Annotated in this window: 18 protein-coding genes; 16 read left to right on the plus strand and 2 right to left on the minus strand. The window is 70.8% G+C overall.

Annotated features, from left to right (window positions below; translation table 11 throughout):
• The first annotated feature begins 9 nt into the window (after positions 1-9).
• The 13 genes from ACFW0G_RS19530 (at position 10) to ACFW0G_RS19590 (ending at position 9,793) form a co-directional block, all read left to right on the plus strand.
• The gene (locus ACFW0G_RS19530) at positions 10-1,374 is read left to right on the plus strand and encodes a hemolysin family protein (RefSeq protein ID WP_378326731.1); all 1,365 of its coding nucleotides are present in this window, start codon (positions 10-12) and stop codon (positions 1,372-1,374) included.
• On the plus strand, positions 1,367-1,702 hold the full coding sequence (locus ACFW0G_RS19535; protein ID WP_378326732.1) for a cytidine deaminase: 336 nt from the start codon (positions 1,367-1,369) through the stop codon (positions 1,700-1,702). Before ACFW0G_RS19530 ends, ACFW0G_RS19535 begins: the two co-directional genes overlap by 8 nt.
• On the plus strand, positions 1,702-2,601 hold the full coding sequence (gene era, locus ACFW0G_RS19540; RefSeq protein WP_378326733.1) for a GTPase Era: 900 nt from the start codon (positions 1,702-1,704) through the stop codon (positions 2,599-2,601). The genes ACFW0G_RS19535 and era overlap by 1 nt, the downstream gene beginning before the upstream one ends.
• Positions 2,602-2,747: 146 nt before the next feature.
• Positions 2,748-3,077 (plus strand): CD225/dispanin family protein, encoded by a 330-nt coding sequence (locus ACFW0G_RS19545; RefSeq protein ID WP_378326734.1) that lies wholly within the window; start codon positions 2,748-2,750, stop codon positions 3,075-3,077.
• Positions 3,078-3,102: 25 nt separating this feature from the next.
• The gene (locus ACFW0G_RS19550) at positions 3,103-3,453 is read left to right on the plus strand and encodes a CD225/dispanin family protein (RefSeq protein WP_378326735.1); all 351 of its coding nucleotides are present in this window, start codon (positions 3,103-3,105) and stop codon (positions 3,451-3,453) included.
• A complete protein-coding gene (locus tag ACFW0G_RS19555; RefSeq protein ID WP_378326736.1) occupies positions 3,450-3,902 on the plus strand; it encodes a DUF2752 domain-containing protein in 453 nt (150 codons plus the stop codon). The genes ACFW0G_RS19550 and ACFW0G_RS19555 overlap by 4 nt, the downstream gene beginning before the upstream one ends.
• Before the next feature lie 203 nt (positions 3,903-4,105).
• Positions 4,106-5,266, plus strand: a complete 1,161-nt coding sequence (locus ACFW0G_RS19560) for an RDD family protein (RefSeq protein WP_378326737.1) — start codon at positions 4,106-4,108, stop codon at positions 5,264-5,266.
• Between the two features lie 73 nt (positions 5,267-5,339).
• Positions 5,340-5,813 (plus strand): CD225/dispanin family protein, encoded by a 474-nt coding sequence (locus tag ACFW0G_RS19565; RefSeq protein ID WP_378326738.1) that lies wholly within the window; start codon positions 5,340-5,342, stop codon positions 5,811-5,813.
• A gap of 49 nt (positions 5,814-5,862) precedes the next feature.
• Complete coding sequence (gene recO, locus ACFW0G_RS19570; protein ID WP_378326739.1) at positions 5,863-6,624, plus strand: DNA repair protein RecO; 762 nt, start codon at positions 5,863-5,865, stop codon at positions 6,622-6,624.
• A 41-nt stretch (positions 6,625-6,665) separates the two neighbouring features.
• On the plus strand, positions 6,666-7,499 hold the full coding sequence (locus ACFW0G_RS19575; protein WP_378326740.1) for an isoprenyl transferase: 834 nt from the start codon (positions 6,666-6,668) through the stop codon (positions 7,497-7,499).
• The gene (locus ACFW0G_RS19580) at positions 7,496-7,912 is read left to right on the plus strand and encodes a hypothetical protein (RefSeq protein ID WP_378326741.1); all 417 of its coding nucleotides are present in this window, start codon (positions 7,496-7,498) and stop codon (positions 7,910-7,912) included. Before ACFW0G_RS19575 ends, ACFW0G_RS19580 begins: the two co-directional genes overlap by 4 nt.
• A gap of 109 nt (positions 7,913-8,021) precedes the next feature.
• Positions 8,022-9,041, plus strand: coding sequence for a permease (locus ACFW0G_RS19585; protein ID WP_378326776.1), 1,020 nt, complete (start codon positions 8,022-8,024; stop codon positions 9,039-9,041).
• On the plus strand, positions 9,038-9,793 hold the full coding sequence (locus ACFW0G_RS19590) for a TIGR03943 family putative permease subunit (protein ID WP_378326742.1): 756 nt from the start codon (positions 9,038-9,040) through the stop codon (positions 9,791-9,793). The genes ACFW0G_RS19585 and ACFW0G_RS19590 overlap by 4 nt, the downstream gene beginning before the upstream one ends.
• A gap of 5 nt (positions 9,794-9,798) precedes the next feature.
• Here ACFW0G_RS19590 and ACFW0G_RS19595 read toward each other — a convergent pair whose 3' ends face one another.
• Both ACFW0G_RS19595 and ACFW0G_RS19600 read right to left on the minus strand, forming a co-directional pair.
• Complete coding sequence (locus tag ACFW0G_RS19595; protein WP_378326743.1) at positions 9,799-10,212, minus strand: Fur family transcriptional regulator; 414 nt, start codon at positions 10,210-10,212, stop codon at positions 9,799-9,801.
• A 5-nt stretch (positions 10,213-10,217) separates the two neighbouring features.
• Complete coding sequence (locus ACFW0G_RS19600; RefSeq protein WP_378326744.1) at positions 10,218-10,601, minus strand: ArsR/SmtB family transcription factor; 384 nt, start codon at positions 10,599-10,601, stop codon at positions 10,218-10,220.
• A gap of 282 nt (positions 10,602-10,883) precedes the next feature.
• On the opposite strand from ACFW0G_RS19600, the gene ACFW0G_RS19605 reads away from it, so the two are divergent.
• The 3 genes from ACFW0G_RS19605 to ACFW0G_RS19615 all read left to right on the plus strand — a co-directional run bounded on the left by ACFW0G_RS19605 (position 10,884) and on the right by ACFW0G_RS19615 (position 13,372).
• Positions 10,884-11,981: a hypothetical protein gene (locus ACFW0G_RS19605; protein WP_378326745.1), complete on the plus strand. Its 1,098-nt coding sequence runs from the start codon at positions 10,884-10,886 to the stop codon at positions 11,979-11,981.
• 5 nt (positions 11,982-11,986) lie between these two features.
• A complete protein-coding gene (locus tag ACFW0G_RS19610) occupies positions 11,987-12,625 on the plus strand; it encodes a class F sortase (protein ID WP_378326746.1) in 639 nt (212 codons plus the stop codon).
• Between the two features lie 84 nt (positions 12,626-12,709).
• Entirely contained in the window at positions 12,710-13,372 is a 663-nt protein-coding gene (locus tag ACFW0G_RS19615; protein ID WP_378326747.1) for a class F sortase, read from the plus strand.
• The last annotated feature ends 71 nt before the right edge of the window (positions 13,373-13,443 follow it).

The raw sequence follows: 13,443 nt of genomic DNA on the forward strand, positions 1-13,443 counted from the left end.
CCTCCGCCGATGGGCGACTACACCGCACTGCTCGTCATCGCCATCGCGCTGGTTCTCCTCGGCGGGGTGTTCGCGGCGGCCGACGCGGCGATCAGCACCGTCTCCAAGGCTCGCGCCGAAGGCCTCGTCCGCATGGGCCGGGTCGGCGCGCGCCAGCTCGCCGCGGTCATCGACGAACGCCGCCGCCACATCAACCTGCTGCTGCTCCTGCGGGTCAGCTGCGAGCTGACCTCGACCGTGCTGGTCACCGTGGTGTGCCTCGACGAGATCGAACCGTTCGGGCTCGCGGTCGCCGTCGCCGCCGTGGTGATGGTCGTGGTCGTCTACGTCCTCGTCGGCGTCGGGCCGCGCACCATCGGCCGCCAGCATCCTTACTGGGTCGGGACCGTCGTCGCCGGTCCCGTCCGCGTGCTCGGTTCGGTGCTGGGCCCGCTGTCACGGCTCCTGATCGTCATCGGTAACGCCATCACGCCCGGCCGCGGTTTCCGCGAAGGCCCGTTCAGCTCCGAGGTCGAGTTGCGGGAGCTGGTCGACCTCGCGCAGGAACGCGGCGTTGTCGAGGACTCCGAGCGCGAGATGATCCACTCGGTGTTCGAGCTGGGCGACACCGTCGCCCGCGAGGTCATGGTGCCACGCACCGAGATCGTCTGGATCGAGCACGACAAGACCGTGCGGCAGGCACTGGCCCTCGCGCTGCGCACCGGCTTCACCCGGGTGCCGGTGATCGGCGAATCGGTGGACGACATCGTCGGCGTCGTCAACATCAAGGACCTCATGCCCGCGTACATGGCCGACGGCTCGGCGCGGCGGGTCTCCGAGGTCATGAACCCCGCGAGTTTCGTGCCGGATTCCAAACGCCTCGACGAGCTGCTGAAGGAGATGCAGCTCTCGCACAACCACATGGCGATCGCGGTCGACGAGTACGGCGGCACCGCGGGCGTGCTCTCCATCGAGGACATCCTCGAGGAGATCGTCGGCGAGATCACCGACGAGTCCGACACCGACGAGCGGCCCGAGGTCGAAGAGCTGGCGGACGGCGCGTTCCGGGTCTCCTCGCGGCTCGGGCTCGACGATCTCGGCGAGCTGTTCGGTCTCGACCTCGAAGAAGACCACGACGTCGAGACCGTGGGCGGGCTGCTCGCCGAACAGCTGGGCCGCGTTCCGCTGCCGGGCGCGGAGGCCGAAGTCGCTGGTCTTAGGCTGTTCGCCGAAGGGGGCAAGGACCGCCGCGGGCGGATGCGGATCACCTCGGTCGTCGTGCAGCCGGTCGCCAAGGCCGAGGAGGAAGCGGCCGAGGGCAACGGCGGGTCCGGGCGCCGCCGCGGCAAGCCGCCCCACCCCGATGAACGTGACAGGAGAGTCGAACATGCCTGAGCTGGACGCCGAGGACCAGAAGCTGGTCACCCTGGCCCGCTCGTCGCGGGCGCGCACGCAGGCCGCCGAGGGCGCCGCGGTGCGCGACACCGACGGCCGGACCTACGCCGCGAGCACGGTCGACCAGCCGTCCTTCCAGCTCACCGCGTTGCAGGCGGCGATCGCCGCGGCGTTGTCCAGCGGCGCCGAGGGCATCGAGGCCGCTGTGGTCGTCAGCGGCGAGCCGCTGCTGAAGGAGGCGTCGGTGCACGCCGTGCGCGACATCGCCGAACACGCGCCGATCGTGCTCGCCGATCCCTCGGGCGTGGTGCTGGAGGTGCTGCGCTGATGGGCGAGCCGCACCGTTCCGGGTTCGCCTGTTTCGTCGGCAGGCCCAACGCCGGGAAGTCGACGCTCACCAACGCGCTGGTCGGCACGAAGGTCGCCATCACCTCCAGCAAGCCGCAGACCACCCGGCACGCGATCCGCGGCATCGTGCACCGGGAGGACAGCCAGCTCGTCATCATCGACACGCCGGGCCTGCACCGGCCGAGGACGCTGCTCGGGCAGCGCCTCAACGACGTCGTGCACTCGACATGGTCCGAAGTGGACGTTGTCGGATTCTGTGTGCCCGCCAACGAGAAGATCGGTCCCGGCGACCGGTTCATCGCCACCGAGCTGGCCAAGATCGCGAAGCGTACGCCGGTGATCGGCATCGTCACCAAGACCGACCTCGTCAAACCGGAACAGGTCGCCGAGCAGCTTTTGGCTCTGCAGAAGGTGATGGACTTCGCCGAGCTGATCCCGGTGTCCGCTGTGGACGGTTTCCAGGTCGCCGATGTCGCCGACGTCCTGGTCGCCAAACTGCCCGAGGGGCCGCAGCTGTACCCGGGCGGGGAACTCACCGACGAGCCCGAGCAGACCCTGGTCGCCGAGCTCATCCGCGAGTCCGCTTTGGAGGGTGTCCGCGACGAGCTGCCGCATTCGATCGCGGTCACCGTGGAGGAGATGCTGCCCCGCGAGGGCCGCGACGACCTGATCGACGTCCACGCGTTCCTCTACGTCGAGCGGTCGAGCCAGAAGGGCATCATCCTGGGGCACAAGGGCGAACGGCTGCGTGAGGTGGGCGCCACCGCGCGTAAGCACATCGAGGCGCTGCTGGGTTCGAAAGTGTATCTCGACCTGCACGTCAAGGTGGCGAAGGATTGGCAGCGTGATCCCAAGCAGCTGCGCAGGCTCGGTTTCTGAACTCTCGGTCTCGATTCGGTCGCGACGGGACGAAACGCGGAGCGGTACCGGACGGTGCGCCCTACAGTCTCACCTCCGGCATCGGGCGCTGATCGGGCAGCGTGACAGGCCGGTACCTCACGTACACCGAAAGGGACACCGAGAAAATGACCGAGAACCAGGGCCTGCCCAACTACTCCGGCGGCCAGGGGGGCGGCTACCAGCCCGGACCGCCGCCCAGCAACAACCTGGTGTGGGCCATCCTCACCACGATCTTCTGCTGCTTGCCGTTCGGTATCGTCTCCATCGTCCAGGCGACGAAGGTCAACAGCCTGTGGGCCCAGGGGCAGACCGCCGCCGCGCAGGAAGCGGCGAACGCCGCGAAGAAGTGGGCCATCATCGCCGCCGTGGTCGGCGTGGTGCTGTCGGTGATCTCCCTGATCCTGTCGCTCGCCGGGGTGTTCACCCTCGGGGGCACCGTCAGCACGCGATACTGACGTACGAACCAGCAGGGGGGTCTCGATGACCAACCAGTACCCACCGCCGTACCCGCCGGGCGGGCAGCAGCCGTACTACGGCTACCCGGGGCCGCCGAACTACGGGCCGCCACCGGACAACAACCTCGTGTGGGCCATCCTGGCCACCGTGTTGTGCTGCCTGCCGCTGGGGATCGTCGCGATCGTGAAGTCGAGCCAGGTGAATTCGCTGTGGTTCCAAGGACTTCACGCCGAGGCGCACAAGGCCGCGGACGAGGCGAAGAAATGGGCGATGTGGTCGGCCATCAGCGTCGGGATCCTCCTGCTGCTCTACGTCATCTTCGTCGTGGTGATGCTCGTGGTCGTCGGCACCTCGGTGAAGGGGTTCACGCCGTGACCACGACCGTCTACACGGGATTCCCGGCGCGGGGCTGGCGGGCGAGGACGCGCGCGCTGGCCCCGCCGCTGGCCATCGCCGCGGGCGCCGCTGTGGGCTGTGTCGCGGTGTGGCTCGGCGACCCGACCACCCCTGGCGGCCCGTTGCCGGTGTGCCCGACCAAGGCGCTGCTGGGCATCGACTGCCCCGGCTGTGGTGGTCTGCGGATGGCCTACAGCCTGCTGCACGGCGACATCCCGGCCGCGCTGCACTACAACGCGGTGTCCTTTGTGGTCGTTCTGCTCTTCGTGTGGAGTACCGCCGGCTGGGCGGTCGGACGGCTGCGTGGCAGACCGGTGAACAGCTGGCTCCACTGGCAGTGGACCCCGCTGACCTTCGCCGTGGTGTTCGTCGTGTGGTTCGTCGTCCGCAACCTGCCGTTCGCCCCGTTCACCGGCCTGTACGTCTGATTCGGCCGCGGCCGGAACCGGTGGCGGCGCGGCTGCGTCGGACCGGTTCGACAGTTCGTGCGGCATGGACGCCTGCGGTGTGGAACCCTTGCCCCACCGAGTACGCTCCGCGAACCGGCCGGACCGTCCACACTGCCGTACATTTGGGCCGATTCCCGCACGAGGCCCGTGCGGGGGAGCGACCAGCGAGGGGGGAACACCCGATGACCGATCCCTACGGCCAGCAGCCCTCCGGCCAGCCGGGGCAGCAGCCGTTCGGACCGCCCGCGCCGTTCGGCCAGCCGACGCCGTACGGGCAGCCGCAGCCCGGTCAGCAGGCCCCGTTCGGACAGCCGGGGCCATCCGCGCCCTACGGTCAGCCCGCGCCCTTCGGCGCGCCTTCGCCGTTCGGCGGACCGCCGCGGAACCTCGCGAACTGGGGCCAGCGCGTCGGCGCGTTCCTCATCGACCTCGGGCCGATCATCGGCATTCAGCTCATCGGGTACCTGGTGATGATCGGGTCCATCACGGCGGGCAGCATTCTCCTCGGCATCGGCGGCCTCGCCGGGCTCGGCTGGACCATCTACAACCGCTGGATCCAGGGCGGCAATACCGGCCAGTCGCTCGGCAAGCGCGTGCTGAAGATCAAGCTGGTCAAGGAAGACACCGCCCAGCCGCTCGGCGCCGGTGGCGCGTTCCTGCGCGACGTCTGCCATTTCCTCGACAGCGCCGTCTGCTATCTCGGGTTCCTCTGGCCGCTGTGGGACGACAAGGCGCAGACCTTCGCAGACAAGATCGTCGGGTCCATTGTGGTCACTGACGACAGCGCTCCCGGCGCCATTCCCGGCGCGGGTTCTTCGCCTTTCGCCGCCGCGCCCGCGCAGCCGTATGGCGGCGGATATCCGCCGCCGGGACAGCCCGTGCAGCCGATGGTGTCCGGCCAGCCTTCGGGTGGCTTCGGCCAGCCACAGCCGGGCCAGCCGCAGACCGGCGGCTTCGGCCAGCAGCCGCAGGGCGCGTTCGCCCAGCCGCCCGCGCCTGGGCAGCCGGGCGGTTTCGGCCAGCCGCCGCAGTCCGGTGGCTTCGCCCAGCCCGTCGCGCCGTCGGCGCCCGCGGCGGGCGGCCAGGACGAGCCCGAGCGGACCCAGATGTTGCGGCCGGACACCGGTCAGCAGGCGGGACCCGCCGATGCTCAGGCCGAGCGGACCCAGATGCTGCGGCCGGACACCGGTCAGCAGGCAGGGCCTGGCGATGCTCAGGCCGAGCGCACCCAGATGCTGCGTCCGGAAGCTGCCACCGGCTCCGGTCAGGCCGATGAGACGCAGAAAATCCAGCCCGGCGGCTTGCCGCCGAACCAACCCGGCCAGGACCAGCCACCGCGGTAGCGGGGGCCGGTACCCGGTCACCACCGGCGGGGAACGCTCGCCGGAAGATCACGAGTAATTGGGGAACACCGTCATGACCAATCCCTACGGCCAGCAGCCCGGCCAGCAGCCCTACGGCCAGCAGCCCGGGTACCCGCAGTCGGGCGGCACGCCCGCGCAGTCCGGCGGGATGCCCGCGCCGTACGGCCAGCCCGCGCCCTACGGACAGCCGTCGCCGGCGTACGGCCAGCCCGCGTTCGGCGGTGGCCCGGGGATGCCGCCCGGTGGTGGCGACATCAACGCCATCAAGGACTACAAGGGCTGGGCGATCGGCTGCATCTTCCTGTTCTGGATCCTCGCGATCTTCGCGATCATGAAGTCCAACGAGGTCAACACGTACAAGGCCCAGGGCAACTACATGATGGCGGAGCAGGCGTCGAAGACGACCAAGACGCTCTGCCTGATCGCCACCATCATCGGCGGCATCAGCTGCGCGCTGTCCATCGTGTGGATCATCGTCGCGATCGTGGCCGCCTCCAGCGTCCGCACCTACAGCTACTACCACTGATCCGGGGTCGCTCCACCCCGATGTCGTCCCCGGGTGGGACGATGTCGGGGTGGTGAACCTCTATCGCGACACCGGAGTGGTGCTGCGGACGCACAAGCTGGGTGAGGCCGACCGGATCGTCACCCTGCTGACCAGGCGGCACGGCAAGGTCCGAGCCGTCGCCAAGGGAGTGCGCCGCACGTCGTCGCGGTTCGGGGCGCGGCTGGAGCCCTTCGGCCACGTCGACGTCCAGTTCTACACCGGGCGCACGCTCGACGTGATCACCCAGGTCGAGACCGTGGACGCATTCGCGCTGCCGCTGGTCGCCGACTACCAGCGCTACACCGCGGCGAGCGCGATCGCCGAGACCGCGGACCGGCTTTCCGCCGAAGAGGGCGAGCCGGTGCTCAAGCTGTACCTGCTCGTCGTGGGCGCGCTGCGCGCGCTGGCCGGTGGCGAGCGGGACTCCTCGCTGGTGCTCGACGCGTTCTTCCTGCGCGCGATGTCCTACGCAGGCTGGGCGCCGGCGATCACCGAATGCGCCCGCTGCGGCCTGCCCGGCCCGCATGCCGCGTTCAGCGTCTCCGCGGGCGGTTCGATGTGCCAGGACTGCCGTGTCCCCGGTTGCGTGCATCCCGCCCCCGAGGTGCTCGTGCTGCTCGACGCGCTCATGCACGGCGAGTGGACGGTCGCCCAGGATTCGGTGCCGGTGGTGCGGCGTGACGCGAGTGGCCTGGTCGCGGCGCATCTGCAGTGGCATCTGGAACGGCAGCTCCGCTCGCTGCCCCTGGTCGAGCGGCGTGCCAGGGAGGCCGCCGCGCCGGGCCAGTAGGGTCGTCGGCGAAGAACTACCGGGTTTTGGGAGGGTACGAGGTGCTGCGCAGGGGACGCGAGACCAAGGCGTCGCGGTACGAGCTGCGGGCGCCGGATCCGCATCCGTCCGGGGCGCGGCCGCCGGAGATCCCGCGCGAACTGGTCCCGAAACATGTCGCGCTGGTGATGGACGGCAACGGTCGCTGGGCCAACCAGCGCGGGCTGCCGCGGATCGAGGGACACAAGCGCGGCGAGGCCGTGATGATCGACGTCGCGAGCGGCGCGGTCGAACTCGGCATCAAGTGGCTCTCGGTGTACGCGTTCTCGACCGAGAACTGGAAGCGCAGTCCCGAAGAGGTGCGCTTCCTGATGGGCTTCAACCGCGACACGATCCGCCGTCAGGTCGACTATCTCGGCTCGATCGGCGTGCGGATCCGCTGGGCGGGGCGGCGTCCGAAGCTGTGGGCGAGCGTGATCAAGGAGCTGCAGGTCGCCGAGGAGAAGACCAAGCACAACACCGCGCTCAACATGACCATGTGCGTCAACTACGGCGGGCGGGCCGAGCTGGCCGACGCGATGCGCCGGATGGGCCAGGACGTCGCGGACGGCAAGCTGAACCCGGACAAGATCAGCGACCGCACCATCGGCAAGTACCTCTACCAGCCGGACATGCCGGACGTGGATCTGTTCCTGCGGCCGTCGGGCGAGCAGCGGACGTCCAACTTCCTGATCTGGCAGTCGGCCTACGCCGAGATGGTCTACCAGAACACGCTGTTCCCCGACTTCGACCGCACCCACCTGTGGCGGGCCTGCCTCGAGTTCGCGAAGCGCGACCGCCGGTTCGGCGGCGCCGTCGACCAGGCTTCGGGCGACGCCTCGGGAGGCGCGTCGTGAGCACCGCCGAGGCCGAGGAGACGGCCGATCTGCTGACGCGGGCGCGTGAGGGGCTGGAGCGCTACCTCGAGGTGCACGTCGACGACGACGGCGTGCTGACGTTCTCCCACAACGACGTGCCCTGCGTCGTCCAGGCGAGCATGCTCGCGGACGGGCTCGCGGTGCTGAGCATGACCTGCGTGATCGCGTGGGACCTGCCCGACGAGGAATCGATCGCGGCCGCGGTGGCGCGGCGCGCGGGCGAGGGGCTGTTCGGCACACTCGGGGTGTCCCGCAGCGAGAAGGGTGCCGACGTCACGCTCCGGTACGCGTTCCCGGCGAGGGGGATGGAACCCGCGCCACTGGGGACGTTGATGATGCTCGTGGTGTCCACCGCGTCGCAGCTGCGGGTGGAGCTGCCCGGCCTCGGCTGAGACGTTTTCGCCGGGAAAACCGGCGCGAACGGAGTTTTCGGTGCCGAAACGGGCATCGAACTTCCGCTCGCTCGCGAGGGTGTCGGTGCGGCCTGGCATCATCGCGACCGTGGAAACCATTTCCAACAACCCCGCCGAGCCGGTGCGGGCTCGTCGCCGGTTCCGCGTCTCGTCGATCGAGGTGCTGTGCGCGGTCCTGCTGATCGCGATCCTGGCGCAGGGCTGGCTGCAGCGCGTCTTCGACGTGCCCGCGCTGCGCACCGGGTCGACGGTGTTCGTCGCGGTGTGCGTGCAGGCCCTGCCGTTCCTGGTGCTCGGCGTGCTCATCAGCGGTGCGATCGCGGCGTTCCTGCCCGCGCGTGTGCTGCGCCGGCTGCTGCCGCGGCGGACCGGGGTCGCGGTCGGTGTCGCCGGGCTCGCCGGGGTCGCGTTGCCGGGATGTGAGTGCGCCTCGGTGCCGGTGGCCAGACGGCTGATGGGCCAGGGCGTGGCCCCCGCGGCGGCGTTGACCTTCCTGCTCGCCGCGCCCGCGGTGAACCCGGTGGTGCTCGTGGCGACGGCGGTGGCCTTCCCCGGCAAGCCCGAGATGGTGCTCGCGCGTTTCGCGGGTTCGCTGGTGACGGCGATGGTGATGGGCTGGCTGTGGGCGCGCTGGGGCAAGCTGGAGTGGATCACCGAACGCGCGCTGAAACGGTTGCCCGAGGTTGAAAACGGGGCCCGGTGGCGGGTTTTCGCCGAGACGGCCCGTTCGGATCTCGTCGAGTCCGGGGGTTTCCTGGTGCTCGGCGCGTTCATCTCCTCGGCGCTGAACGTCCTGGTGCCCGCGAAGTGGTTCGGCGTGCTGGGCGAGCAGATCGTGCTCGGCGTGCTGGTGATGGCGGTGCTCGCGGTGGTGCTCGCGTTGTGCAGTGAGGCGGACGCCTTCGTGGCCGCGTCGCTGTCCGCGGTGCCGTTGCTCGGGAAGCTGGTGTTCCTCGTGGTCGGGCCCGCCGTCGACGTCAAGCTGTTCGCCTTGCACGCGGGTACGTTCGGCCGGTCGTTCGCGCTGCGGTTCGCGCCGGTGACGTTCGTGGTGGCGCTGCTCTGCGGCGTGCTGGCAGGTGTGGTCTTCCTCGGAGGTGTTTCGTGAGGCGGGAAACCCAGAACGTCCTGCTGATCCTGCTCGGCGGGGCGCTGGTGAAGATCGCCTTGAACGGCGACTACCTGCGCTACGTCAAGCCCGCGCAGCAGCCGTGGATCATCGCCGGTGGCGCGGTGATGGTGGTGCTCGGCGCGATCGCGATCGTGCGCGATCTGCTGGCGGCACGGGCTCGGGCCTCGGCGCCGCCGGTGTCAGCGGAGGACGCGCACGACCACGGGGCAGGGGAGGGGCATCACCACGCGGCCCGGTCGGCCTGGCTGCTGGTGCTGCCGGTGCTGGCGGTGTTCCTGGTCGCACCGCCCGCGCTGGGCTCCGATTCGGTGACCAGGACCGAGGCCAGGGCCCCGCAGAGCAGCGCCGCGGCCGACGCTGCGGCCTTCCCGCCGCTGCCCGCGGACTCCGTGGTTTCCTTGCCCCTCAACCAGTTCGTCAGCCGGGCGGGCTGGGACCACAACGGGACGCTGAACGGCCGCACGGTCTCGCTGTCCGGATTCGTCGTGCACACCGGCGGCAGCACGCTGCTGGCCCGGCTGGTGATCACCTGCTGCGCCGCGGACGCCTTCCCGGCGACCGTCCGGCTGCTGGGTGGCGGCGCCGACCACCTCGCGAGCGACACCTGGATCCAGGTGACCGGCCAGGTCGTCCCCGGCACCGCGACGAAGGCCAACGGCTACACCCCGGACCTCACCGCCACCACGGTGACACCCATCCCGGCCCCGAAGGATCCCTATGAGTACTGAGCGCCTCAGTGGTCGGTGCAGACGCCGACGATCTCGACGGTGTGGCTGATGTCGGAGAAGCCGTTTTCGGCGGCGACCTTCTCGGCCCAGCGCTCCACCGCGGGCCCCTCGACCTCGACGGTCCGCCCGCACAGGCGGCACACGAGGTGATGGTGGTGATGTGCCGAGCAACGCCGGTAGATGGCCTCGCCGGACTCGGTGCGCAGGACGTCGATCTCCCCGGCCTCGGACAGCGACTGCAGGGTCCGGTAGACCGTGGTCAGCCCGATGCCGTCCCCGCGTTTGCGCAGCTCGTCGTGGAGTTCCTGCGCGGAACGGAAACCGTCGATGGTGTTGAGCAGCTCGACGACGGCGGTCCGCTGCCGGGTGGACCGGCGGCCGGGAACCGGCGTCGTACTGCGGGAGGCGGCCTGGCTCATCGTCACTACTTCCCTTCCTGCACGTGTGCCACCGCGTCGACGACGATGTGCGAGAGATGGTCGTCGGCCAGCCGGTAGACGACCTCGCGGCCCCGGCGTTCACCGCGGACCACACCCGCCGTCTTCAGCACGCGCAGGTGCTGGCTGATCAGCGGCTGGGCGACGTCGAGCGCGTCGACCAGCTCGTGTACGCAGCGGTCGGCCTCGCGCAGTTGCAGCACGATCGCGATCCGGACCGGGGCGGCGAGCGCCCGCAGCAGGTCACCGGCGTCGGCGAGGATGGCGGCCGAAGCCGTCGCCGCGGGGGCGGCGCCCGGCTGGCCGGGGGTGTGCGTGCCGTCGTCGTCCGCCCAGGCGGGCACGGCCGCACCCGGGGTCACCGTCGCCATGTCGAGCCTCCGCCCCTTACACCATGCCCGGCCGGTCCGGACCATGATTTCCGTAGTCATTGCCGATAACGGCACCTCCTATCCTAGTGTTCCCTCCGGTGACGGCCGCCTGGTCTTCGACGCGCGGAAGGTGCTAGTCCATTCAGGTGACATCGGGGTAAATCGGTGGTTCCACTTCGCAACCTGTGGCGGACGGTGCAAGGTTGTCGCAGGAACTTCCGCCGGGCCGCCGAACCGGCGGTCGCGTTCGTGTCCGTCCGGAGCGGAGGCAGTTGGGGCATCATGAGGCGTTTCGTGACGAAGTCGGCCGCGTCGGCACTGGTCGTGCTGCTGGCGGTCCCGGGGGTGGCCTCGGCGCAGGCTCCGCAGTCCGTGGACGAGAAGACGGGCCCGGTGTCGTTCGCCAACATCGCGTCGGTGCGCATCGGTGCCGGCGGCGGCCAGCACGGCGGCGCGCTGATCACCGAGACCCAGCGGTCGCCGCTGAGCCCCGGCCAGTCCAAGCTGTCCGCCGAGCGCGTCGCGGTGCCGAACAACGACGGTGAGAAGGCCACGCTGGGCGGGCACTACGAGATCGACCTCGGCAAGTTCTCCGGCGCGTCGGCCAGTGCCTATCCGTCCGCGATCGCCAGCCGCGACCACGACGTCGTCGCCGCGCTGCAGCAGAGCACCGTGCCGACCGCGGCCGCCGAGACCAACTACGCCTTCCGCGACACCTGGCAGGGCGGCGCGAAGCCGCTGGACAACACCGTTCTGGTGTTCGAGGGCGCGCGCAGCGCGGTCGACTGCACGGCGACGAACCGGACCACGGCCACGACCTCCGTCGCGAAGCTCTGGGTCCGCGGCACCGACGGGACGCTCGCCCCGGTCGCCGTCCCCGGCGGCGGGTCCGCGCTGGAGCTGAAGAACCTGAAGCTCGGCCCGCCCGGCGACGTCCAGCAGGCGAGCAAGGACAAGACCGTCTCGGACGTCACGATCTCCCGGGTGACCGCCTTCGACCAGCTGGTCCGCCAGGACGGCTGGCGCGACGGGGACGTCACCGCGGTCGCGGGCTGGCGCGTCGACATCACCACGCACGTCCGTGACGCGCAGGGCGTGAACCTCGAGGACGTCAAGACGAACGCCGTCCTCGGCGGCGTCAGCTGCTCGATCCCGAAGAGCTTCGTGGCCAGGGCGGCGGGCGGCACCGGCACCGGCGCGACCGGGCAGCAGCAGCCCACGGTGCCGACGCAGGTCCCCGCCGGGTACGTCGCCGCGTCCGCACCGGCGGACGGCTTCCGCGTCCCGCTCGGGCTCGGCCTCCTGGGCGGCGGTCTCGCCTTCGCCGCGCTCGCCGTCGTACTGGGCCGTCGCCGTCGTGCGAAGGCGGGACAGGAGTAACGCGCGTGCTGCGCACCGGTCTGGCCGTGCTGTCGGCGGTGGTGGCGGTGCTCGCGATCGCCGCGGGGGTGATCGTGCTGACCTGGGTGCCCGCGCCGACCGCGGCCGTCGAGCCGCCGCCGGGCGCGCTCCCCGGCGAGGACGGCGCGCCCGCGGTGCTCCCGGTGGACAACTCCGCGCCCGGTCAGCAGCGTCCCGGCACGGTCGCTTTGCCCGGCGGCGGCATCGCGCGGCTGGTCCGCACCGAGGTGACCCGCACCGGTGTCCTCCCGATCCCGCGCGGGCTCGGCGACGCCGCCTGGTGGGGCGCGCGCCTCGGTGCCGAGCACGGCGCGTCGCTGCTGTCGGGGCACGTCAACTGGGCGGCCGCGAAAGGCCCGTTCGACGAGCTGTGGCGGATGAAGACCGGCGACAACGTGAGCATCCTCGACGCGAAGGGCGGCCGGTGGCTGTACCGCGTCACCGGCGCGGTCACGGTCGCCAAGGGCGAGCTGCCCGCGCAGGCCCAGCGCCTCTTCGGCCAGGACGGGCCGCACCGGCTGGTGCTGGTGACCTGCGGCGGCGACTACGTCGGCGGCACCGAGGGCTACGACGAGAACCGGATCGTCACCGCGTCGCTGATCTCCCGCCCGGACGGCGGTTGACGCCGGGGAATTCGATGCAACCGCTCGCGTGGCACGCGGCATGTCCTGCCCTGCCGATACCGCCGAGCGAAGGAGCACGACCCGATGACGTTCCCGTCCAGTTCCGCCGGAGCAGCCACGCCGAAACGCACTTCCCGGCGCTGGATCTTCGTCGCCGCCGCGGCGCTCGTGGTGGCCGCGGTGGTCGCGGCCCTGCTCATGTTCACCGGAACGGGTGATCCTGTCGTCGCGAACGGGACGCCAGGGGCTCCGGCGTCCGCCCCGGGCGCGCCCGCCGGGCAGGAAAGCGCCGACCCCGGGAAGGCGCCCGGCAAGCTCACGCTCCCCGGCGGAGGGACCGCGAAGGCGGTGCGCCAGGACCTCACCGCGGACGGGACGCTGCCCATCCCGCAGGCCCTCGACGAGGCCGCGTGGTGGGGCGCGAACCTCGGCGCCGACCGCGGTGTCGCGGTGCTCTCCGGGCACGTGAACTGGAAGGGCGCCAAGGGCCCGTTCTTCGAGCTCTGGCAGGTCAAGGCCGGTCAGGAGCTCGCGCTGACCGACACCTCGGGCGGCCGGTGGACCTACCGGATCGACACCGTCGAGACCGTCCACAAGACACAGCTCGCGGCTCGTTCGGAGCAGCTTTTCGGACCGGACGGTCCGCACAAGCTGGTGCTCGTCACCTGTGGCGGTGAGTACGTGGGCGGAAGCACGGGGTATGAGGACAACCGGGTCGTCACCGCGTCGCTCGTGTCGCGTCCGTGAGCCGGTCACCTCGCCGGAGGAGCCGCGGGGGCGGGCGGATACGCTAGTCCTTCGAGTCCGATAACCGTCCC

Origin of the sequence: Amycolatopsis sp. NPDC058986, from assembly GCF_042741125.1 — a bacterium.
In the GTDB taxonomy this organism is placed as follows: Bacteria; Actinomycetota; Actinomycetes; order Mycobacteriales; family Pseudonocardiaceae; genus Amycolatopsis.

Excerpts from the sequence above, each read along its gene's own strand:
- ACFW0G_RS19530 (WP_378326731.1), top strand. The coding sequence starts at position 10 with ATGGGCGACTACACCGCACTGCTCGTCATCGCCATCGCGCTGGTTCTC.
- ACFW0G_RS19595 (WP_378326743.1), bottom strand. The coding sequence starts at position 10,212 with ATGAGCCAGGCCGCCTCCCGCAGTACGACGCCGGTTCCCGGCCGCCGG.
- ACFW0G_RS19565 (WP_378326738.1), top strand. The coding sequence starts at position 5,340 with ATGACCAATCCCTACGGCCAGCAGCCCGGCCAGCAGCCCTACGGCCAG.
- ACFW0G_RS19615 (WP_378326747.1), top strand. The coding sequence starts at position 12,710 with ATGACGTTCCCGTCCAGTTCCGCCGGAGCAGCCACGCCGAAACGCACT.
- ACFW0G_RS19545 (WP_378326734.1), top strand. The coding sequence starts at position 2,748 with ATGACCGAGAACCAGGGCCTGCCCAACTACTCCGGCGGCCAGGGGGGC.
- ACFW0G_RS19550 (WP_378326735.1), top strand. The coding sequence starts at position 3,103 with ATGACCAACCAGTACCCACCGCCGTACCCGCCGGGCGGGCAGCAGCCG.
- ACFW0G_RS19560 (WP_378326737.1), top strand. The coding sequence starts at position 4,106 with ATGACCGATCCCTACGGCCAGCAGCCCTCCGGCCAGCCGGGGCAGCAG.
- ACFW0G_RS19605 (WP_378326745.1), top strand. The coding sequence starts at position 10,884 with ATGAGGCGTTTCGTGACGAAGTCGGCCGCGTCGGCACTGGTCGTGCTG.
- ACFW0G_RS19600 (WP_378326744.1), bottom strand. The coding sequence starts at position 10,601 with ATGGCGACGGTGACCCCGGGTGCGGCCGTGCCCGCCTGGGCGGACGAC.
- ACFW0G_RS19535 (WP_378326732.1), top strand. The coding sequence starts at position 1,367 with ATGCCTGAGCTGGACGCCGAGGACCAGAAGCTGGTCACCCTGGCCCGC.
- era (WP_378326733.1), top strand. The coding sequence starts at position 1,702 with ATGGGCGAGCCGCACCGTTCCGGGTTCGCCTGTTTCGTCGGCAGGCCC.